Here is a 21244-nt window from a genome sequence, read left to right as displayed (position 1 = left end):
TCAGGAACTGGGTGGGGCGAGAACCATGGTCTTTGGCATAGGCACCTCAAGGCGGCGTGGGGAGGGGGCGCGGCGCAGAGTCGGCCGACTCCTGGCGCAGTCGCTGGCTCTGGCACTCGTCGTGCCCACCGGCCTGGCCCAGGTGGCGCAGGCCGTTGAGCCAGACGGCCTGGGACGACCCGACGTGCTCGGGACACCGGCGACCAAGGTCAAGGCATTCGACGGGCCCGGCGCGAAGGAGGCCCGCGCCAAGGTAGCCAAGGACCGCAAGGCGAACACTGCCCAGGTCACGCAGGCGACGCAGGAGCGGAAAGCCGACTGGCCGAAGAACGGCACCGCGTCCGTCACCCTCAAGCCCGGTACGCAGCGCACCGCAACACCGGCCGATGTCCCCGTCACGCTGACAGCGGCAGCGTCCACCAAGCAGCGTTCCTCGGCTGCCTCCGCCGTAGCGTCCGGTGATGCGCAGGTCACCGTTTTGGATCAGAAGGCGGCCCGCACGGCAGGTGTTACCGGTGTCCTGCTGACGGCGGCGGCACAGAGTCCGGGCTCGGCCCGCCTGAGCGTCGACTACTCCGCGTTCGCCTCGGCCATCGGCGGTGGCTGGTCCCAGCGCCTGCGGATCGTGCAATTGCCGACCTGCGCACTCACAACCCCGCACAAGGCGGAGTGCCGCACGCAGACGCCTCTGCCGTCGGACAACGACCTGAAGAACCAGACCGTCTCGGCGCAGGTCGCACTCACGCAGGCGGCACAGGACGGCCCGGCCACCCAGCTGCTGGGCGAAGCGGAGAGTGCCGCCTCGGGTGCGACGGTGCTGGCGGTGACCGCGGCCTCGGCGGGTTCGGGTCAGTCGCCCAAGGGGGCGGGTGACTACTCGGCGACGAAGCTGTCGGAATCCTCGTCCTGGCAGGCCGGCGGCAGTTCCGGTTCCTTCACCTGGTCCCACGACTTCACCATGCCGCCCGCCGCGGCAGGACCCGTGCCACCTTTGTCCCTGTCCTACGACTCGGGCAGTGTCGACGGCCGCACCGCCACGACCAACAACCAGACCACCACCGTCGGTGAGGGTTTCTCCCTCACCGAGTCCTACATCACCCGCACCTACGGCTCCTGTGACGAGGACGGTCACGACGACGTCTTCGACCAGTGCTGGAAATACGACAACGCGAGCCTGGTCCTCAACGGCAAGTCGACCCGCCTGGTCAAGGACAACACCACCGGCACCTGGCGGCTGGCCAACGACGACGCCTCCACGGTGACCCGCTCCACCGGCGCGGACAACGGCGACGACAACGGCGAATACTGGACGATCATCACCGGCGACGGCACCAAGTACGTCTTCGGCAAGAACAAACTCGACGGCGCCGACACCCAGCGCACCAACTCCACCTGGACCGTACCGTCTTCGGCGACGACTCCGGCGAACCCGGCTACAGCGCCGGTGGCGCCTTCGCCGACCGGGCCCTGACCCAGGCCTGGCGCTGGAACCTCGACTACGTCGAAGACACCCGCGGCAACGCGTCCACCTACTGGTACACCCAGGAATCGAACTACTACAAGAAGAACAAGGCCACCACGGCAAGCACCCCCTACACCCGCGGCGGCTACCTCAATCGCATCGAGTACGGACTGCGCAAGGACGCCCTGTTCACCGACAAGGCCGACGCCAAGGTCACCTTCACCTACGCCGAACGCTGCACCGCCTCCGACTGCTCCAGCCTCACCAAGGACACCGCAAAGAACTGGCCGGACGTGCCGTTCGACGCGATCTGCTCCAAGGAGGACGACGAATGCAACGCGGCCGGCCCCTCGTTCTTCACCCGCAAGCGGCTTACCGGCATCGACACCGTCTCCTACAACGCCACCAGCAGCGCGTACGACCCGGTGGACTCCTGGGCTCTGACCGAGGAGTACATGGACGGCGGTGACATCGGCGACAGTTCCGACCAGGTCCTCACCCTCAAGTCCCTCAAGCGGACCGGGAAGGCCGGCGACACCAGCATCACCGTCGACCCGATCACCTTCAGCTACCAGATGCGGCCCAACCGGGTCGACGCCACCGACGACATCCTGCCTCTGACCCGTCCCCGCATCTCCACCGTCACCTCCGAGACGGGCGCGATCACCGCAGTGACGCTCTCCTCGCCGGAATGTGTACGCAGCGAGGTCCTCAACGCGGCCCCCGACACCAACACACGCACCTGCTACCCGCAGTACTGGCACATCAACGGCGCCGAGACCGCGGCGATCGACTGGTTCCACAAATACCGCGTCACCGCCGTCGGCGCCCACGACCCGGCCACCGACAACCCGGCCGTGGAGTACGCCTACTCCTACAGCGGCGCCGCCTGGCACCACAACGACGACCCCTTCACGCCCAAGGAAGAACGGACCTGGTCGGACTGGCGAGGCTACCGCCAGGTCACCGCCTACACCGGCGCCATAGGCACCACCCGCTCCAAGACCGTCTCCCTCTACCTGCAGGGCATGCACGGCGACAAGAACAAGGACGGCACCACCAAGTCCGTCACCGTGCCCGAACTGCTCGACACTGACATCGACTTCGCCGCCGCCAACGACAGCGACCAGTGGCAGGGCCTGCTGCGCCAGCAGATCACCTACAACGGCAGCCAGCCCATCAGCAGCGTCTTCCACAACTACACCTACAAGAACACCGCCACTCAAACGGCCCCGGACGCCGCCGCCCACATCGCCCGGTGGGTCCGCACCTCCTCGACCTACACCAGCACCTACCTCACCGCCGCCGCCAAGTGGCGCACCCACAGCACCGCCAGCCAGTACGACGACCTCGGCATGATCACCACCGCCGACGACTACGGCCAGGCCGGCGTGGGCGGCGACGAAACCTGCACCCGCACCTGGTACGCCCGCAACCCCGACGCCGGCATCACCAGCCTCGTCTCCCGCACCCGCACCGTCGCCAAGCAGTGCTCCATCACCGACAGCAGCCTCAGCCTGCCCGCCACCAGCAGCACACCCGGCGACGTCCTCGCCGACACCGCGGCCGTCTACGACACATCAGGCGCCACCACCTGGCTCGCCACCCAGAAGCCCACCAAGGGCCAGGTCACCTGGACCGGCCGCGCCACCGGCTACGCCACCACCGCCGCAACCGACGGCCAGCGTCTGCCTTCCGGCTGGCAGACCACCGCCACCACCACCTATGACGCGCTCGGCCGCCCCCTGACCGTCACCGACACCGCCGGCAGCACCACCTCCACCGCCTACACCCCCGCTAGCGAAGGCCCCCTCACCCGAACGCTTACGACCACCCGAACACCCTCGACCGACCCCATGGAGTACCGCACAGTCAGCTACCTCGACCCCCGCCGCGGCCTGCTACTGCGCAGCCTCGATTTCAACCTGAAGCGGACCGAGCAGAAGTACGACGCGCTCGGCCGGGTCACCGGCGTGTGGCTGCCCAACCGCGCCAGCAGCCTGGGACCGAGCGTCAAGTTCGCCTATCACCTCGACAACAGCAATCCGTCCTGGGTGTCGTCCTCCACGCTGACCAACAAGGCCGACACCTACAACACGAGCTACGCGCTCTACGACTCGCTCCTGCGCCCGCTGCAGACCCAGTCACCGACCCCCGAGGGCGGACGACTGCTCACCGAGACGCGGTACGACACCCGCGGCCTGGCCTACGAGACGCACGCGGACATCTTCGACAACACCAGCACCCCCAATAGCACCTACACGCGCTCCGAGTACGGCCGCGGACCCCAGCAGACCGTGACCGTCTTCGACGGCGCCGGCCGGCCCACCACCAGCACCCTGTACGTCAACGGCGTCAAAAAGTGGGCCACCACCACCAGCTACACCGGTGACTCCACCGCCACCACCGCCCTCGACGGCGGCTCCGCACAACGCACCATCACCGACATCCGCGGCCGCACCACCGAAACCCGTTCCTACGCCGGGGCCATCCCCGCTGACGCAGAGTTCGGCACCGGCCCCGGCCCCGGCTTCGCCTCCACCAAGTTCACCTACGCCCTCGACGGCCGGCAGACGACCATCAAGGGACCCGATGGCGCCACCTGGTCCTACGGCTACGACCTGTTCGGCCGCCAGACAAGCACGAACGACCCCGACATGGGCAAGGCGACCACCGAGTACAACGCCCTCGACCAGGTCATCAAGGCCACCGACTCCCGCGGCAAGTCGATCCTGAGCGCCTACGACGGACTCGGCCGCCTCACCGGCACGTGGGCCGGCTCGAAGACCGACGCCACCCAGCTCACCGGCTACACCTACGACACCCTCCTCAAGGGCAAGCCCACCACCTCCACCCGCTACGTCGGCGGCAAGAACGGCGCCGCCTACACCCAGGCCGTCACCGCCTACGACACCATGGGCCGGGCCTCCCACACCGAACTGCGGCTGCCGGCCACCGACCCGTTCGTCACAGCCGGACAGCCCGCCACGCTCAAGTTCGAGACGGCCTACAACACCCCCGGCGCGGTGGAGCGGACCAGGGAACCTGCGCTCGGCGGCCTTGAAGACGAGGACACCACGTACACGTACGACGACCTGGGCAACCTGACCTCGATCGGCACCTACCTCACTGCGATCGAGTACTCCGCCCTGGCCCAACCACAAAAGCTGACCCGGGCCACCGGCAGCACCAGCGTCGTCGTCGCCAACGAATTCGAAACCGGCACAGGCCGCCTGACCCACAGCTACGTCAAGGACAACACCCACTCCTACTGGCCGCAAGACCTCTACTACACCTACGACCAGGCCGGCAACGTCACCCAGATCAGCGACGCCACCACCCTCGGCGGCACCACCAGCGCCGACACCCAATGCTTCACCTACGACGCCCACCAGCGCCTGACCGAAGCCTGGACCCCCACCTCCCAGAAGTGCACCGACACCCCCAGCGCCACCGCACTGGCGGGCCCGGCCCCCTACTGGACCAGCTACACCTACAACACCGCAGGCCAGCGCACCACCCACACACAGCACACCAGCACCGCCACCACCAAAACCACCTACTGCTACACCAACACCAAACAGCCCCACACCCTGACCGGCACCACCACCAAAACCGACTGCACCACCCCCGAACGCACCTACACCTATGACACCACCGGCAACACCACCAAGCGCCCCGGCGCCACCGCCAGCACGACGCAGGACCTGACCTGGTCAGAAGAAGGCAAGCTCACCCGCCTCACCGAGAACGACCAGGCAACCGACTACCTCTACGGCGCAGACGGCACCCTCCTCATCCGCGCCACCAAAAACGGCGAACGCATCCTCTACGCCGGCGCCACCGAACTCCACCTCCGCGCCGACGGCACCACCTGGGCCCAGCGCTACTACGCAGCCGACGGCATCACCGCCGCCATGCGCTCCAACCAGACCGGCGGCCCATCCAAGGTCACCTACCTCATCAGCGACCACCACGGCACCTCCCACCTGGCCATCAACCGCGACGACGCCCTCACCTTCACCAAGCGCTACACCACGCCCTTCGGCGAAGACCGCGGCAAACCGCTGTACGGACCCTGGCCCGACGACAAGGGGTTCCTCGGAAAAACCCGTGACGCCACCACCGGCCTTACTCACATCGACGCCCGCGAATACGACCCCAGCATTGGTCAGTTCATCTCGGTCGATCCACTGCTTGAAACCGACGAACCGCAAACCCTCAACGGGTACAGCTACGCCGCTAACAATCCCCTTACTTACTCGGATCCCACCGGGACCAGACTCGCCGACTGCGTTGGCGGATGGAACGAATGCGGCCCCGGCGGGAACGGTGGAATTAAAGACAGAGGTCCAGTTGTCGACAACCGTGAATCTTCAGATACGCCGACGTCGGTAGGTGGCACCGCGCGAGTAGGTAGCGGTGGAAGCGTGGAGTACGCGGCCCCAGCGGACCCGGGGTGCGGATTCTGGGACGTCAAGTGCGGATTTAAGCAATTCTTCCACAGTGATTGCGGCTTCTGGGACGTCAAATGCGGCCTTAATGAGAACTATCAGGCGTGGAAAAACGCCGTCACGCCCGACACGGAGGACATTGAATCCTGTTCTCAATATGAGGCGCTGGCTTGTGGAATGATCGCGGCTGGATTCCTGCCAGCTGGAAAACTGAAAAAGCTCGGGAAGCTTCTAGGGGAAGGGCGCGACGCCAAGAGGGCTGCCGAGCTCATCGACGAAGCAATCGAGCTCGTAGGGCAGATACCTTACGGCGAAGGCCATCTTGGTAAAGCGGTGCAACTTCAGCGCCTTATCGACAATAAGAGAAATGGCAACTATGCGGCTGCTCTGCTAGAGGACGGAACGACTATGGTTGCCCATTCTGACTCGACGCTCCATTCCGAGGAGTACTTGCTGCAAAGGGCGGGGAAAAGGAAGATTGTGGCGGTTTACTCGGAGCGTGAACCCTGTGCTACCGGTCATAATTGTGCCAGCCAATTGAGGAACGCTGGCGTGAAGAATGTGAGCTGGTCATTCCCGTGGAATGGGATTGGTGACACTGGCAGGGCGAAGACGTCTAAGGATCTTGCAGTCGAGATCTCGAAACTGTTCAAGGGGAAGTGACCTGAGTGTGATGTAATGGTGAGGGCTTGTATCTCAGTGCAGGCCCTCACCATCGCCGGGTTCTACTGTCTGGAGCATTCTATGGAGACTCAGCTCGTCACCCTCGTAGCCGCGCACAGTGGCACGGAACTGACCGTACCAAAAGAGTTCTTCTCTTACAGGGCGCTTGACGAGGCGGAGCCGGTGGAATCGACCCATGGTAGGAATCTGATCCGCTTCGGTGTATTCGGACTGAATTCTTCGATGTACTTCAATGAGGCTTCACAAGAGGTGCTGTACGGCATGAGTCCGCAAGATGTCGAATTGGTGAACACATCACTTCCTCGTTTCACTCAATGTATTGTCCGATTGGGTGAGATTTTCCCGTTCTATGGTGAAGAATCTGACGTTGACGAGTGGGAAGCTGGAGCGCAAAGGGTAGAAGATGTTATCCGCGAGGTTGACTTGAGTGCATATCGCGAGGGTGCGTACTGGTATGAATTTCGCTGGGATGTCTCGATGGGTAATTTCCACGAATGATGCCCCAGTGCTATCCGGTTCCCTAAGGGCCTGCCGGGAAACAAGTCGTGGCTTCCAGCTGTGGGGCTCGTTGGTCTGGTATGGGGAGACCGGAGGGGATCGAGGCCGTTCTGGCGGCGAAGTTCCAGGTGTTGTTGCCGCATCTGGACGAGCGTCAGCGTCGGCTGGCCATAGGGGCGGAAGCACTGAGCCCTTTCCAACCTGCCGTTTCGGATGGGCAGTTGGGCTGACAGACTGTGAAGCCCCTGGTAGATGGGTTTTCGACCAAGAAGAACCGTCTCCACCAGAGGCTTCGTGTGCTTGTCTACCCGTCCGGCATCGACGTGTCCAGCTCTGCCCTGCGCTTCCTGTCCGCCAAGCTCCGCCGCGCCGCCGGGAGCTCGGCACCCGCTGGCGGCGCCTGAGCCCCGGCCGGCAGGCCCTGCTCACGCTCGCCCACCTCCGCAACGGCCACCCGTTACGCCCAGCTCGCAGCCGGATTCGGCATCGGGACCACGACCGCGTACCGGTACATCACCGAGGCCGTCGAACTCCTGGCCGCCCTCGCCCCGAGTCTTGCGGAGGCGGCCCGGACGGCGGCAGGTCAGCGCTGGCGCATGCGTGTCCCTGACAATCCGTCTGCAGTGAGGAGTGGAGCCCCTCCTCATTGTCCGGGACGGTCAGCGATGAAGCTGCCGGCGCCCCGGACGCTCGGGTGGTAGTCGCTTCCTACGGGTGGCCGCTACTCGACCGTCCTTGCCATTCGCCGTACGGGCAGGACGTGATCCGGCCCGTACCCCGCCTAGGCGCCGACTGTCTTCAAGAGGCCGTACTGCACCAACAGGCCCATGTCGCGACTCAGCAGGTACTTGGCCACGTCGCGGTTCGACCGGTGCTTGGCGTCCCGTCCGTCCGGGGAAGCGTGCTTCTTCAGCGGTAGCTCGTTGCATACATGCGCCGGGTACCCGGCATGCCGCTTCCCGCTCGCGGCCCACAGGAGCGGCAGGATCTCGTCGCGCGACAGCCGGTTCCTGGCGGAGCGTGTCTCCCGCTGCAACTGACGCTGCCACTGGGGGGCGGCCTTGCCCCGGTCGTGGTTGGCGGCGGCGACCCGTCCCAGTACCTCGACAACCGAAGCGGCGGATCCGTAGACCTGCGTGTGAACGTCGACGTAGGCCGCCTGAGCGTCGAGATCATCCTGGAGAGCCGTGAAGACGGACTGTGGAACAGAGGGGACGCCCCTAATCTTGAACCAGGCCCGGAACCACGGCTCCAGCGCTCTTCCCGTGACGCCACATACCCGAAGGTAGGCGGCGTACTGCCGGAAGTCCCTGGGGACGGCGTGTGCGGTGGAGATGACGTTGGCCGTTGTACGTGGTACCTGGCCCTTCGAGGCCTTCTCCACATACCGGGTGGAAGGGCGACCCGACCAGGACCATACGTCCCGGAGCGCTCCTGAAAGATCGGCCTCGTCGCGGACGTACTGCGGCTTGGGCAGCACGGTTGAGCGACGTGCATCCATGCGCGCCCTGTTCACCGCCTTGTCCGCGCTGTCCCACAAGGTCATGATCTCCGGACCGGCCTTGGGGTCCAGGAGCGGGCCAAGGAGCATGCAAAGGGTCGTGTATTGGACCGTCACGCCAAGGGCGGGAAGGTGCTTCCCGCTGGCGGCGCGCTTCAGAGTCGCGGCGGAGTAGCACGACTCCTTGGCCAGTTCGGTGTATGTCAGGCCAGCCTGTCGACGCAAGGCGCGCAGGCTCTCGGCGAGGGCGCCGAGTTCCGGGATCTGGTGGTCGACGGGGGCTTCTGGGCGTGCCACAGGTCCCCCTTCAGTTTCCCGAGCCGGGCGCCAGTACGGCGCTGAGTAGGCGTCGTACGATCTGACGCCGGGAGCGGCCGTGGCAGCCGGCGGCGAGCATCACGAGGATGCTGACGCCGCCGGCGACGGTCAGGAGTACGACCGTGTCCTGGACACTCGCCTGGGCGGCCAGGCGCAGAACGACGGCCGCGGTGAGGAAGCCGAGGATCACCAGTGCCTGCGGCATGCCGAAGCCCGCTGCAGGGGGTGATGTGGGGACGGGGGGAGGCCCCACGTGGTTCTTCTTGATGGTCATGGCCATTCCTGTCCGAGGGGGTGGCCCCTTGGGCCACCCCCTCTGTGCTGCTGACATGAAGTCGAATCGGGGGATCGCGGGAGGCCTTGGCGAGGCATCCCGCCTGCGATCGTGGATCCGGGTGGTCCTTGCGGTCACGGGCCGTTGGCGTACAGTCCGTTGGGACGACTTGGGGACCACACCACAGCTAACGATTCCAGGAACACCGGGCGTTTCACCAACGGCCGATGCGTTGGCTCAGAAGCCGTCCAAGTTGCAGTTGACGCCCACCGACGCTCTGAACTGCAGCTCCTGTCACGAGCAAGGGGTTGGCTCACGGGCTGTCCAGCTTCTCGACGCGACTTCGCCGTCCTGCGAGGTAGACCATGAGTACGTCGCAAAAGGCGGTCCGTGAAGACGGCCTCGCTGAGCGATGCCCTGAATTGCTGCTGACAATCAATCCGGGGACACATCTGGGTCGCGATTGGCGCGCGGCCCGCGCAGAGCTGAGGACCGTCGCTTGGCCGTGACGGTGCCATTAGCTCGACAACCAAGAGAAGTGCGCGGGAGATTCGGGCCCACGCGCTGATCACAACTGTAGGCCCGCGCCATATGGCGCGGGCCTACAGTTGTGTGGGCAGTCAGGCCGCCGGTGGAAGGGCTGGCCGCACTGTTGGACCGGGAAGCGCTGTACAAGGGCGAGCTGTGGACGGCCCACTCGAACACGCACTTACCTGCTGCGGCCATGCCGCCGGTACCGGCGCCGCTGCGGCCCTGGACGCCGCACGCGACCTCGTATCCCGCAACCCCCCAGCCGAGCCGGAGCCCACCGCAGTCCCGCGGGGTGGCACGGCCACTGAGGAGCGGGAGCCCGACGGTGAGCTCGACCGCCGTCTGGCACGGGCGACCAGCCAGTGAGTGACACCCTGCACGCGGTGCGGATGGTCAGTAGACGGTTGCCGGGTCATCTCCACCACCCACGGACCCGCACCCGAAGAGCCGTCCCGCCGCACACAACCCTCCGCAGGGTGGCTGGGTGGGGCAGAGCTCCACCTCTTCCCTGACCTGGCCTGTTCTCCCCTTCCTTGATCACCTTGAGTGCTGATGTGCTGACGCGTTGTCAGTGCCTCCTGTCAGCATGGGCCGGTGTGCGGGGAGTTGTTACGCGGGGGAGGCTTGTATGCCTTGGGTACGGCCGTACGTGCGCTCTGACGGGACACCGGTTCGCGGGTACTCGCGGTGGGCTCCGGGCGCCAAACGGGAAACGATGATCTTCGGGGTGGTGGCCTTAGCCGTGGTCGGGCTGGGCAACAGCAACGTCTCAGCGGGGGACGGGGAGACTCCGCGGCCGCGGACCACGGTTCAGTACCCGATCCGGTTCGACGGCGCCCCCGCCGCGCGGGCACCCCAGCCGCGTCCCACGGTGTCGTACCCGATCCGGTGGGAGCGGTGACCCGGCGGCGGCCGCCCACGCGGCGGCGCAGCCGGCGAACCACCCGCAGGCAGCAGCAGCGGGACGCACAGCTGATCGCCTTCGCCGTGGTGGCGGCGGCCGCCATCGGCCTGGCGGTGATGGTGGTCAACTGGCTGCTGACGCACTGGTGGGTCCTCGTCGTGACCCTGGTGCTCGCCGTCCTGGCGGGCGCCGTCCGGCTCTACAACCGACAGCAGCGGGCCCAGTGGGAGGCGGTGCAGGCGCAGGGCCTGCGCTACGGGCTGCCCCAGCTGGACGCACTGCACCACGCCCGGTTCGAGGACGCGATACGGGACCTGATGCAGCGGGACGGCTGCCGGGATGCCCAGCGGGTCGGCGGCCGTGGTGATCTGGGTGCGGACGTGAAGGCCACGGACCCCTTCGGGCGGCGCTGGGTGATCCAGTGCAAGCACCGCCGTAACGGGGCTCAGGGCTCGCCGGTGGGCACGCCTGATCTGCAGGTACTCAACGGGACGGCCCGGCAGGTGCACGGGGCGGACGTCGCGGTCATCGTCACGAACGGCCGGGTGACCGGCCCGGCCGTGGCCTTCGCCAAGCAGCAGCGGCTGCACGTTGTCGACCGCCAGATGCTCGCCGTATGGGCGTCTGGTTCCCGTCCGCTGTGGGAACTGCTGCGGGCGGTGCCGCCCCCGCGCCGAGCAGCGCCGTTGAGCTGACCGCGCTGGGTCCTGTCAGTAGAGGACCTGTTCGCTCGCTGGTTCCGCCTCAAACGCCCGCCCTGCCCTGTCTGTCACCGGGCAGAGGTAGGGAACCAAGTTCGTTCCTGCCAATTGCCCCTTTGGCCCGTATCTCGGCGACACCCCATCCAGATCCTGCACTCTGAGTGCCTGTGTGGGACGCCTTGGCTCTGCCCCCAGCCTGGCCACGGCACCCCCGTCGCCAACACCGCGCAGAAGGCCACCAGCGGTCTGTGCCGGTACGACGATTGCACTCACACGGGCGGCGCACTCGTCGAAGGCCGGTCAGCGCCCCCTGGCGGGCCGTTATCAACGGTGCATGCTCAACTCTGTGCGGCGCGGCTTGGCCGCCGCCTTCCTCACTGTCCTGCCCCTCACCACCACCACTCCCGCCCACGCGGCGGAAACCGTATCCCTGTCCGATGCGGTCGCTGCCCTGCCGGTGGCGGACGAGTCCCGGGAGGGCTACACCCGCGACGCGTTCCGTCACTGGAACACCGGGGACGATCCGGTGGACGGCTGCTCCACCCGTAACGAGGTCCTCCTGGACGAGGCCGTCGAACCGCCCACCGTCGGGCCGCGGTGCCGCCTGGCTGGCGGCAGCTGGTGGTCGTACTACGACCAGGTCCGGGTGACGTCGGCCTCCGGCCTGGACATCGACCACATGGTGCCGCTCGCCGAGGCCTGGGACAGCGGGGCTTCCGCCTGGTCGGCGCAGCGCCGTGAGGCGTACGCCAACGACCAGGGCGCACTGGCCAGTCTGGTTGCGGTGACTGCCCGCTCGAATCGGTCGAAGGCTGATCAGGACCCGGCCCAGTGGCTGCCGCCGGCGGCCGGGGTGCACTGCCGGTACGTGGCCGAGTGGGTGGGCACGAAGCTCCGCTGGACTCTGTCGGCGGACGAGGCTGAGATCGCAGCGCTGGTGGAGGTGGCGGCCGGCTGCCCGGAGCAGACCGTGACGTACGAGCCGGTCCCGTAACCGGGGGGGCCAGTGAACGCGAACAAGGAGAGGCTCATGACCACAGCACGAAGGACACGACTGCGGATCTCCACGGTCACGGCCGCGCTCGCGGCCGCCGGCGGCTTGCTGCTGGTGACCGCGGCGCCTGCGAGTGCCGAGGTGAAGTCGACCTGCGGCACCTACATCTGCGTCGCGACCGCATACCAGGGCCGCGACTACGTTCAGGACGTCACCGTTACCACGAGGGACGGCCTGCCGGGGACGCTGCGTGCGTTCGTCGGTGACTACCGGGGGAGCAAGGTGAACGTCTCGCGGTGGCGGTTCGTCGTCAACCGGGAGGTCAGGGCGTACCCGAGGCTGGCCGTCTGCGGCGGCCTCGACCGCGGCAGCCGGGTCATCGAGAACCACTGCGTGATGATCCCCTGAAACCCGCACGGCCCCGCGGCGCGCCACGAGCCCCGTGGTCATGACGTTCCTCGGGGGCGCGCTGTAGGAGTCGGTGAGGAACCGCTTCGCGGCCGTGCGGCACGCCGTCCCCGGCCGTGGGGGAGGGTGTGCCGCACGGTGCGGTGCCGGTGGGGTTCACCGGCACCGCCCGGGTGTGTCAGCGGCGGCCGCCGTGGCGGTGGCCCCAGGACTCGGAGTCGATGAACCGGCCGCGGTCGTTGCGGAGGGTGGCCGTTTCGGAGTTGTTGTTCCACACGTAGGTCCGGCGGTCTTGGTACACGTCGGTACGGGTGTCGTGTCCCCGGCCGGTGTGGACGCGGACCGTGGACCGGCCCTCGAGGCGGTAGTCGTGGAAGGTGTAGCGGTGGCCGGCCTCGTCCCTGAGGGTCCAGCCGTCGAGGTCGACTGCGCGGCGGGTGTTGTTGGTGATCTCCACCCACTCCGCGTTCAGGGAACGGTTGGAGCGGTCGTCACGGCCCGGGGAGTCGTACTGGACGTCGCTGATCTCCACGTTCGGGCGCGGCGCCCGGTGGTGGTCGGCCGCGGTGGCCGGCACCGCGAGGGCCGCGGTCAGCGCCCCGACGGCAAGAGCGGCGGCGGTCAGACGGCGGGCGGTGAAGGACTTCGACACAGGGTCCCCCTGCTCGGTACGGGCACCCCAGCCGCACGGCATCAAGACGGTGGCCGGGTGGTGCGTGGTGCATGCGCTGCCGGTCGGCCGCGCAGCCACACCCTGCCCACCCGGCGACCGGCACGCGGAGACGACGTGAACGCTGTTACCGAGCCCCCATCCCACCGTGACACTCGCCTGCAAAATCCACCTAAGTCGCGAACGCGCCGGATTGACGCCTGCTCACAGCCAGAGCCCGCTCCAGCACTGGCCTCACGGCCCGAAACGCCAGGCCACACCACCCCACCCGTCCTGCGGCGTTCACCCGATCGTGAGTAACAGCCCCTCGCACCGCGACCGGCAGCAGATGTGAAGAAGTCCCACCCCCGAGATGCCGGGGACGGGACTGGATGGAGCGCCGGGCAGGCCTTGCACCTGCATTTCCCCGCGAACGCCACCGGCTGTGGTCCGCCGACGGGACTTGGGAGCGCCTGCTTCGGCAGGTCCAGGCTGAAGCGGACGCGGCCGGTGAGGTCGACTGGGACATCTCGGTCGACTCCACCATCGTGCGCGCCCACCAGCACGCGGCCGGCGCTCGCACCAATCCGCACCAGCCCTTTCCTCAAAGGGGGATGGGCCAGGGGAACACCAGGACGAGACGCCGTGGCAGAGCCTTGTCGCCCGGCTGGTGGAGGTGGTGCTGGAGGTGAGGGCCTGGGCCGCTCGCGGGGCGGGTTCACCAGCGAGATCCACCTGAGCGCGGACGGCTGCTGCCGCCCGTTGTCCCTGATCGTCGCACCAGGGCGGAGGGCGGACTGCACCCAGTTCATAGCCGTACTGGAGAAGATCCGAGTCCCGCGGATCGGCCGAGGCAGGCACCGCAAGAAACCCGACAGCTTGGCCGCCGATAGGGCATACAGCAACGGCCCATGCCGCGACTTTCTGCGCAGACGCGGCATCCGGCACACGATTCCGGAGAAGACTGACAGCCAGGCCGCCCGCCTGCGCAAGGGATCACGCGGCGGTCGGCCACCAGGCTTCGACGAGGACCGGTACAAGAAACGCAACACCGTCGAGAGCGATCAACAAGCTGAAGAACTCCCGTGCGGTCGCGACCCGTTACGACAAGCGCGGGTACGTCTACCTCGGCACCGTCACTGCGGCAGCCCTCGTCATCTGGCTTCGCACGTGATCGCCCGGACAAGTCCTAACCGCTTCCGCCAGCGGCCCACCGCATGCGCTGTCGACCCGAGCTGGGCGGCCACGTCCTTGGATGATCCGGCACCGCAAAGCCCACGCCTGCGGAGTGGAACGGCGCCGCATCCATCCCTCCAGCGCGGCCCGCTCCGCATCCGACAGGATCAACTCGGCCTTCGGCCGCCCAGTACGCGCCACCAGGCAACCTTACGTATCTGAAGGGAATTCCTGACTCAGAAGACTAGGTGTCAGCGTTCGCCGTCATCAGAGTGTGCAGTCCGTTGCGTAGCATCGCGCTGCTGGCGTCGCCGAACAGGGCCTGCTGGACAATGTAGCCCTGCACCAAGGCCATCAGGGTGCGTACGACGTGGTCGGTGGGGACGTTGGTGGGCAGCTGGCCTGCTTCCTGGTAGGCCCGGACCAGCTCGCTCCACACCACATGCATGTCCTCGTACCCCCGCCGGAGGGTGATGGCGAGCGGTTCGCTGCGCAAACATTCACCCCACACCTGCAGGATCAGCTCGGCGAAGGCGCCGGTACTCTCGGCGCCTGCCTGATGTGCCTGCTCTTCCAGCACACGGCTGAACACGTCGCTGAGCACCTCGTCGAGCGGGCGTATCGGGGTCTCCCGGGTGGCGCTGGCGAAGGCATCGCGCATCGAGGTGAACGCCTCGGCGGCTACCGCCTGGATCAGTTCGTCTTTGCTGTTGAAGTAGCGGTAGACGGCGCCGGTCGACAGATCCGTCTCCTTGAAGACGTCCTGCATGGACGTGGCATGGAAGCCGTTGCGGGTGAAGCAGCGGCGGGCGCCGGCGATGATCTGCTGCCGTCGGGCGTCAAGGTGCGCTTGGGATACACGTGCCATGTCCGCCACGCTAAAACGAACGTTCCTTCTTGACAAGCAACTCCAGCCCGGCCCAAGGTGAGAATTGTAAAACGAACGATCCTTCTCTGAGTGGGCGAGGCATCCCATGTCGCACGGACGCAGCGTGATCACCGTTGTCCTTCTGGTCCCCACCGTGATCGCACTTGCCCTGTGGGCGTTCCTGTGGCCCAACGCCCGCCTCGAACCACGCGACCTGCCACTCGGCGTCGCCGGGCCCGCCCAGGCCACCGCACCAGTCAAGACGGAGCTGGAGCAGCACGACGGCGCCTTCGAGGTGCACCCCTACGCGGACGAAGCCGCCGCCCGCACCGCCATCGAAAAGCGCGAGATCTACGGCGCCGTCGTGGTCAGCCAGCAGGGTCCGCAGCTGCTGACCGCCTCCGCCGCCAGCCCGGCCGTGGCGCAGTTGCTCACCGATGCCATCGGCGAACAAGGCGGCCGGCCCATGCCGACGAAGGATGTCGTCGCGCTGCCCGAGGAGGACCCACGCGGCACCGCGCTCAACGCCAGCGTGCTGCCCATGACGTTGGCGGGAATCGCCATGGGCGGTGTCGTCACCGTACTCGGCCTGCGCGGCACCCGCGCCGCGACCGCCGTCCTCGGAACCGCCAGCGCGATCGGGCTCGTCGCCGCCGGCATTGCGCACAGCTGGCTCGGCGCGCTGGCCGGGGACTGGTGGACCGAGGCCGGTGCCTTCGCCCTCGTTGCCCTGGCCGGCGGCGCGACGGTCACAGGCCTGGCGGCGCTGCTCGGCACCGGCGGAATCGGCCTGGGCGCGCTGGTGCTGATGCTGCTCGGCAACCCGTTCTCCGGCGTTTCCACCGCCCCAGAGCTCCTGCCCGAACCGGCAGCCACTCTTGGTCAGTGGCTGCCGCCCGGCGCCGGTGGCCAGCTACTCCGCTCGGCCTCCTACTTCGACGGCAACGCAGTCGGCGGACCTCTGGTCACCCTCGGCATCTGGGGCCTGTTGGGGCTGTCCCTGATCTGGCTCGGCGCGCTGATCAAGCGCCGCCACGCCCCCGGCGGGAACGACTCCCTCGAGTTGCGGCCCGCGGCAAGCCCCGTCTGAGGCCGACCAGGCCGTGGGCGCTCGTGGATCACCACGACCAAGGACGCCGACGGTGCCGACGGTCCGCAGAGCATGCACCTGCGCATGCGCGGCGGCCGACGCGAAGCCGTCCACGAACGCCGCGAAGACGAAGAACGCCACACCGCCCCGATGAGCGACGAGCACAAGGCCTACCAGGAACGCATCCTGCGCGCCGCGGAGGAAGGCGGCTTCAGCGGCGACAGCGAGGTCCGCACCCGCGTCGGACGCACCTGGATCCAGACCGACACCCTCGTAGAAGGAGCCGACGGCCGCCGCATCGGCTGGAAGTCCAACTGTCCACCATCGACGAAAGCGGCCTGCGCGGCGTCCGCGCCCGCGCCGCCAAGGCCGCCAAGAACGGCATCACCCCGGCCTGGCACACCGACGGCGCCGCCTACGCCCAGCGCAACGACACCCACTGGACCCGCAGCGACAACCTCCCCGCCCACATCGTCGCCCGCAACGGCGACCTCCGCATCGTCTCCGGCTTCCGCGTCCTCGACTTCTGGCACTGCGACACCCACGCCCTCTACCCCTGCCCCCACGGCATCCGCCGCTGCGGCAAGGCCCACTCCACCCCGAAACCCCGCGACGTCCTCTTCGACGACATGGTCCGCCAGACCGCCGCCGGCACCTTCGTGCCCATCCAGTTCCGCGCCGGGACCAAGGTGCACCGCTACTGGGTGACCAGCGCCGACCGCGACCGCCTGGACGACCTGAACAGCAACGACACACGCCTGCCACCCGAACGGGACACCGCCCCCGCCACCGGAGCCAGCCGCAACCGCCCCGCCTGCCAGCCGGCCACCGATCCACTCACCGTCCAGCGGACGTGAAGGCTACGGACCCCTTCGGGCGGCGCTGGTTTGGGGAAGGCCAGCCACAGCCACACCCCGAACGGCAGCGGCACCAGGTACGGCGCTGGGAGGGACGGGGCCCAGGTCTTCCCCGTCTGAGGATGGGACGGCACGAGGAGGATGGAAACGTCTTCGCTGGGAGCGGGCAGTCGGGGTCCGGCCAGGGCGGCGCGCCGCGCCGGCCCACCTGGGGGCAGCAGGGCGTCGAGCGCGCGTTGGAAGACTCGCCCGGCCAAGCCGTCCGGGACGGTCACCGGTTGGCCCTGCGACGCCGCCAGCAGGTGGGCGAGCGCCTGCCCTGCCGCCGCTTCCCACTGCGGGCTCCACGACCACCAGTAGTTCGACCAGTGGCCGGCCCCCATCCTTGACCCCCATGTGGCGCTCGGCTCGAACGGGGGCGTGGCCTTCCCTGCCTCCATCAGCTCGGACCAGGAAAGCGGCGCGGCGTCGGCGCCGTCGGCAGGGACGCGGCGTACGGCGTTCGGGGCGAGCCACATCGCCTGCCAGAGCGAACAGTCGTCGATCCGGCTCGCCACCGGCAGGGAACACTCCACGCACGCCACGTTGGGGCCGTCGGCGCCGTCGAGGCCGCAGCAGTAGCCGCCTGCGCGTCTGTCCGCAATCAGCACCGTGCCGCTGGCGTCGCCCGGCGCGATGACGACCGCGCCAGGCGCGCCGTCGGAGAGGGCGAACACCGGTGCGTGGACACCGCGGGCGGCCGCTTCCTCGGGATGGATCTTTTCCCACCGCCGCCACGGCGGCCCCCAGGGCTCCGGGTCCACGGCGAACGTGCCCGACTCCATGAGCACCGGTAGCTGGATTCCGTTCCCGTACTTCTGATGAGCGTGGGCCGGCAGTGCGACCTGCGACAGCGGGACGGTCAGCCTGGCCCCGCAGCCAGCACACAGAAAAACGAACAAATACCCTCCGTTGGAGAAACAGGGGCATCGTCGCAGCACACGGCTCACCGGCCAACGCGTTTTTCCTCCGCTGGCGAGACAGCGACGACAGCGGAGCATCACCTGTCACGCCTACGGCTCGGCGTGAGCGCGAGGGAGACGAACACCCCACTGGCCCGGGTTCCTACCAGGGCCCGCCGCGGGAGCCGGGCGGGTTGATCGGTTGGCGTAGGTCGAGGTAGCAGCGCAGACGCACACCCGCCTGGCCCGCGTCCCGCGTCGTGCGCTCCACAGACGTCGTCGCCCACTGTGCGGCCAGCGCCGCATGAAAGGCGAAGGCGGTCTCGTCGTCGGCCGCGGCGACGTCGACGACGACCAGACCGGGCTCAGACACGTGCGCATCGTTGATCGCTTCCATGACCGGCACGACGCACCCCACGGCGACGGCAGTTCGCGCGAGCGTCCGCATTCACCCGAGCGAGCGCCCCGCTCGCTGCCGCCCACCTAGCAGGTCGACGGTCGCGGGGCGAGGCGGCGTTCAGCAGTCCGCAGGCGGCCGACCGGGGGTCGCTTGACCTCCCGAACCCTATGCCTCCTGGGTGGGGCGGCGGTGCCTGCCGGTGCCGGCGACGAAGACCGCCCCCATGGCGAGGGACAGGGCAGCGCCGCCGATGGCCCAGGTGGTGGCGGCGTCGGCGCCGGTCTGGGCGAGCTGGCCTCCGGCGGCGGTCGGGGTGTTGCCACTGCCGGAGGTGCCGTCCCCCGTACCACCTGTGTGGTTGCCACTGCCCGAGGTGTCGTTCCCCGTACCACCTGTGTGGTCGCCAAGACCGGAGGTGTCGTTCCCCGTACCACCTGTGTGGTCGCCACTGCCCGAGGTGTCGTCAGGCTCACTGCCTCCGGGGAGGGACGCCGCGACGATCTTCGTGAGGTAGGTCATCGGCTCGGACGTGGACCACGAGTCCGTGCCCTCGTGGTAGGTGAAGCCGACCGTGTGGAGCTCCAGGGGACCCGGCGCGGCGTCCTCGGTGAAGCGTATCCGCAGCTTGACCTCGGTCTTCTCGTCCGCGTCGAGCGGAAGCCCGCCGACGGTCATGCTGTAGAACTCTTCCGATCCCTCGACCTCGAGCGGGTACCAGCCCTCGACGCCGTTGTCGTCCAGGCCGTAGGCCTCGATCTTGATCTGGGAGGCCTTGAGCCAGGCGCCCTGCCCCAAACCGCGTGTCATGTTCAGACCGACGGCGTACCCGTACTCGTCGACGGCTTGCAGGCCCGTGTTGTCGACGTGCATCGTCAGCTCGGTCCAGTCAGCCCCGGCTATGAAGCCGGAGGCCGGGACGCCGTCCAGTGTCAGTTTCGCGCCTTCGTTGTCGACCTGGCCTTCCCCGTTCTCGCCGTCCGGCGCGGCATCCCCGATCGCGCTGTTGTACCAGTTCGCGGCCGACACGACATTGCCGTCCGCACTGCTGCCCTGGCCCGTGGTGTACAGCTCGATCGGGACCTGCGGTGCGTCGGAGGTGAAACCGATCCGCACGTGCAGATACATTTCGCCGTCGGAGGCGACGTCGAATTTTCCGAACTCGACCTCGAAGACCTTGGGCCCGCGGTCGAGGCGAAGCGCCGCCGGACGCCACCTGCCGTCCGAACCCTGCACCTCGGCCGTGATGTCCGAGGACTTCAGCGCGCCGGTCTCCTCGGAGATGCCGAGGGCCGGGACGTAACCGGATACCGAGGCACGGTCCCCGTTGTTGACCAGCACGGTCAGCTCGTGCAAGCTCCCGCCGGGCTCGAAGCTCGTCGGGACCTGCCAGTCCCGCATCCAGATCTTCGGACCCTCGGTGAAGCCCGCGGAGACGACGTCGCCGCCGGACTCCGCCCCCTCCTTGGGCGCCGAGTCCGGTACCTCGACCGGCGGGTTCTCCTGGGCGAGTGCGGGCGTGGCCGTGAGGACGGTCGGGCCGACCACGGCGGCAGCCGCAAGGACGGCCATGCGTCTCAGCTTCATGTGCTTCCCCTCCAGTGCATCCGAGCGCCAGGCCCGGTCACCTGCATTCATGATCGGCACAGGTTAGCCCCCGGGTCTGACACCCCGGGGAGAAGCGGACGAAGTAACGTCCGCTCCCCGCGGTTTCAGCACGAGCCCGGCCGGGACCGTCGGCGTCGCGCTCTACACCACGGCGTCCGTCGGTCGTTCCTGACCACCCGGAGCTCAACTGGGAGCATCTGCGCGCGGTGGGGACGGTCCCGCCTTTCCGCTCGCCTGCGCTGGGGAAGCAGGCCGCCGCGGTCTGACCCGGGCGGCTGCTCCGGCCCCTCCACAGCGTCTGTGCATTGGATTCCTCCGTCACCGGCGGTGCCGTGGCGATGCAAACCGCACGCGTCAGTACCTCCGGGGCAGGTATTCACCTTCACAGCGAGCCGAAGTACGTGGGCTCTTGGATACAAGGAGGCAGAACGGCGCCGCCCCCCGAGGGGGCCCCCGACGGGCGGGACAGGGCCGGGACAACCAGGGATCGCCCCTGATAGGCGCCAGACAGGTCTCCCGTTGACATCCACCAGCTCGTCTCGCACCACCCACGGGTCCGGAGGCACGCTGGAAGGCGTGACCAGCGCGCCGATTGTTGTGCACCGGCCCTCCCCGACGGGGGCCGGAGGGTCACCGTGCACAGCAGCGGCCGGGACGAGATCCTCGGGACCGCCTACAGCGACCATGTCCTGGTCGTGTTCCTCGAGGGCGCCGGCGTCGCCGACCCGAGGCCATCGTGGACGACCCGCAGTGGGTGGAATGGCGCGGAGGGCCTGCCCACGAGTTCAGCGCCACCTGATGCGTGAGAGGCGGCGGGCCGAGCAGGGAGGCCGGCTAGGCAGTTTCGTTTGGATCAGCCGGTCGTTGGTCCGTGTGTGCCGTTGACTGATGCGCAGTGGGCGCGGATCGAGCCGTTGCTCCCGGACCGG

General features: G+C 68.0%; 12 protein-coding genes and 4 pseudogenes. 8 read left to right on the top strand and 8 right to left on the bottom strand.

From position 1 onward, the window contains the following. Positions 1 to 25 precede the first annotated feature (25 nt). The 3 genes and pseudogenes from ACH499_RS33510 to ACH499_RS33500 all read left to right on the top strand — a co-directional run. A pseudogene (locus tag ACH499_RS33510) lies at positions 26 to 6579 on the top strand (RHS repeat-associated core domain-containing protein). 81 nt (positions 6580 to 6660) lie between these two features. Further along, positions 6661 to 7098: an SUKH-4 family immunity protein gene (locus ACH499_RS33505; RefSeq protein ID WP_399020732.1), complete on the top strand. Its 438-nt coding sequence runs from the start codon at positions 6661 to 6663 to the stop codon at positions 7096 to 7098. A gap of 296 nt (positions 7099 to 7394) precedes the next feature. After that, positions 7395 to 7685, top strand: a pseudogene (locus tag ACH499_RS33500) (transposase family protein); the annotation flags it as partial. Between the two features lie 194 nt (positions 7686 to 7879). Here the strand turns inward: ACH499_RS33500 and ACH499_RS33495 are convergent. Continuing rightward, on the bottom strand, positions 7880 to 8896 hold the full coding sequence (locus ACH499_RS33495) for a helix-turn-helix domain-containing protein (RefSeq protein ID WP_399020730.1): 1017 nt from the start codon (positions 8894 to 8896) through the stop codon (positions 7880 to 7882). 10 nt (positions 8897 to 8906) lie between these two features. After that, complete coding sequence (locus ACH499_RS33490; protein WP_399020728.1) at positions 8907 to 9191, bottom strand: hypothetical protein; 285 nt, start codon at positions 9189 to 9191, stop codon at positions 8907 to 8909. A 1428-nt stretch (positions 9192 to 10619) separates the two neighbouring features. Here ACH499_RS33490 and ACH499_RS33485 point away from each other — a divergent pair. The 3 genes from ACH499_RS33485 to ACH499_RS33475 all read left to right on the top strand — a co-directional run bounded on the left by ACH499_RS33485 (position 10620) and on the right by ACH499_RS33475 (position 12729). Beyond that, a complete protein-coding gene (locus tag ACH499_RS33485) occupies positions 10620 to 11321 on the top strand; it encodes a restriction endonuclease (protein ID WP_399020725.1) in 702 nt (233 codons plus the stop codon). 340 nt (positions 11322 to 11661) lie between these two features. Next, positions 11662 to 12321, top strand: coding sequence for an HNH endonuclease family protein (locus ACH499_RS33480; protein ID WP_399020722.1), 660 nt, complete (start codon positions 11662 to 11664; stop codon positions 12319 to 12321). Positions 12322 to 12357: 36 nt separating this feature from the next. After that, positions 12358 to 12729, top strand: coding sequence for a hypothetical protein (locus ACH499_RS33475; RefSeq protein WP_399020721.1), 372 nt, complete (start codon positions 12358 to 12360; stop codon positions 12727 to 12729). A gap of 178 nt (positions 12730 to 12907) precedes the next feature. Here ACH499_RS33475 and ACH499_RS33470 read toward each other — a convergent pair whose 3' ends face one another. Next, positions 12908 to 13381 (bottom strand): lamin tail domain-containing protein, encoded by a 474-nt coding sequence (locus ACH499_RS33470; RefSeq protein ID WP_399020719.1) that lies wholly within the window; start codon positions 13379 to 13381, stop codon positions 12908 to 12910. Between the two features lie 428 nt (positions 13382 to 13809). Here ACH499_RS33470 and ACH499_RS33465 point away from each other — a divergent pair. Continuing rightward, a pseudogene (locus ACH499_RS33465) lies at positions 13810 to 14552 on the top strand (IS5 family transposase); the annotation flags it as partial. A 19-nt stretch (positions 14553 to 14571) separates the two neighbouring features. On the opposite strand, the pseudogene ACH499_RS33460 reads toward ACH499_RS33465, so the two are convergent. Next, positions 14572 to 14755, bottom strand: a pseudogene (locus tag ACH499_RS33460) (IS630 family transposase); the annotation flags it as partial. A 43-nt stretch (positions 14756 to 14798) separates the two neighbouring features. Further along, positions 14799 to 15422 carry a TetR/AcrR family transcriptional regulator gene (locus tag ACH499_RS33455; protein ID WP_399020717.1) on the bottom strand — a complete coding sequence of 208 codons (624 nt, stop codon included), beginning with the start codon at positions 15420 to 15422 and terminating at the stop codon, positions 14799 to 14801. Positions 15423 to 15528: 106 nt separating this feature from the next. Between ACH499_RS33455 and ACH499_RS33450 the strand changes: the two genes are divergently transcribed. Continuing rightward, the gene (locus ACH499_RS33450) at positions 15529 to 16512 is read left to right on the top strand and encodes an ABC transporter permease (RefSeq protein WP_399020715.1); all 984 of its coding nucleotides are present in this window, start codon (positions 15529 to 15531) and stop codon (positions 16510 to 16512) included. Positions 16513 to 17209: 697 nt separating this feature from the next. On the opposite strand, the gene ACH499_RS33445 is transcribed toward ACH499_RS33450, so the two are convergent. From ACH499_RS33445 to ACH499_RS33435, 3 genes are all read right to left on the bottom strand, one after another. Further along, complete coding sequence (locus tag ACH499_RS33445; RefSeq protein ID WP_399020713.1) at positions 17210 to 18310, bottom strand: hypothetical protein; 1101 nt, start codon at positions 18308 to 18310, stop codon at positions 17210 to 17212. A 163-nt stretch (positions 18311 to 18473) separates the two neighbouring features. Beyond that, complete coding sequence (locus ACH499_RS33440; RefSeq protein WP_399020711.1) at positions 18474 to 18707, bottom strand: DUF6207 family protein; 234 nt, start codon at positions 18705 to 18707, stop codon at positions 18474 to 18476. Between the two features lie 168 nt (positions 18708 to 18875). Further along, a complete protein-coding gene (locus tag ACH499_RS33435) occupies positions 18876 to 20294 on the bottom strand; it encodes a hypothetical protein (RefSeq protein WP_399020709.1) in 1419 nt (472 codons plus the stop codon). Positions 20295 to 21244: the final 950 nt, after the last annotated feature.

It is taken from the genome of Streptomyces sp. NPDC018947 (assembly GCF_044390505.1).
GTDB lineage: Bacteria > Actinomycetota > Actinomycetes > Streptomycetales > Streptomycetaceae > Streptomyces.
This window is presented reverse-complemented; position numbering and strand designations above follow the sequence as displayed.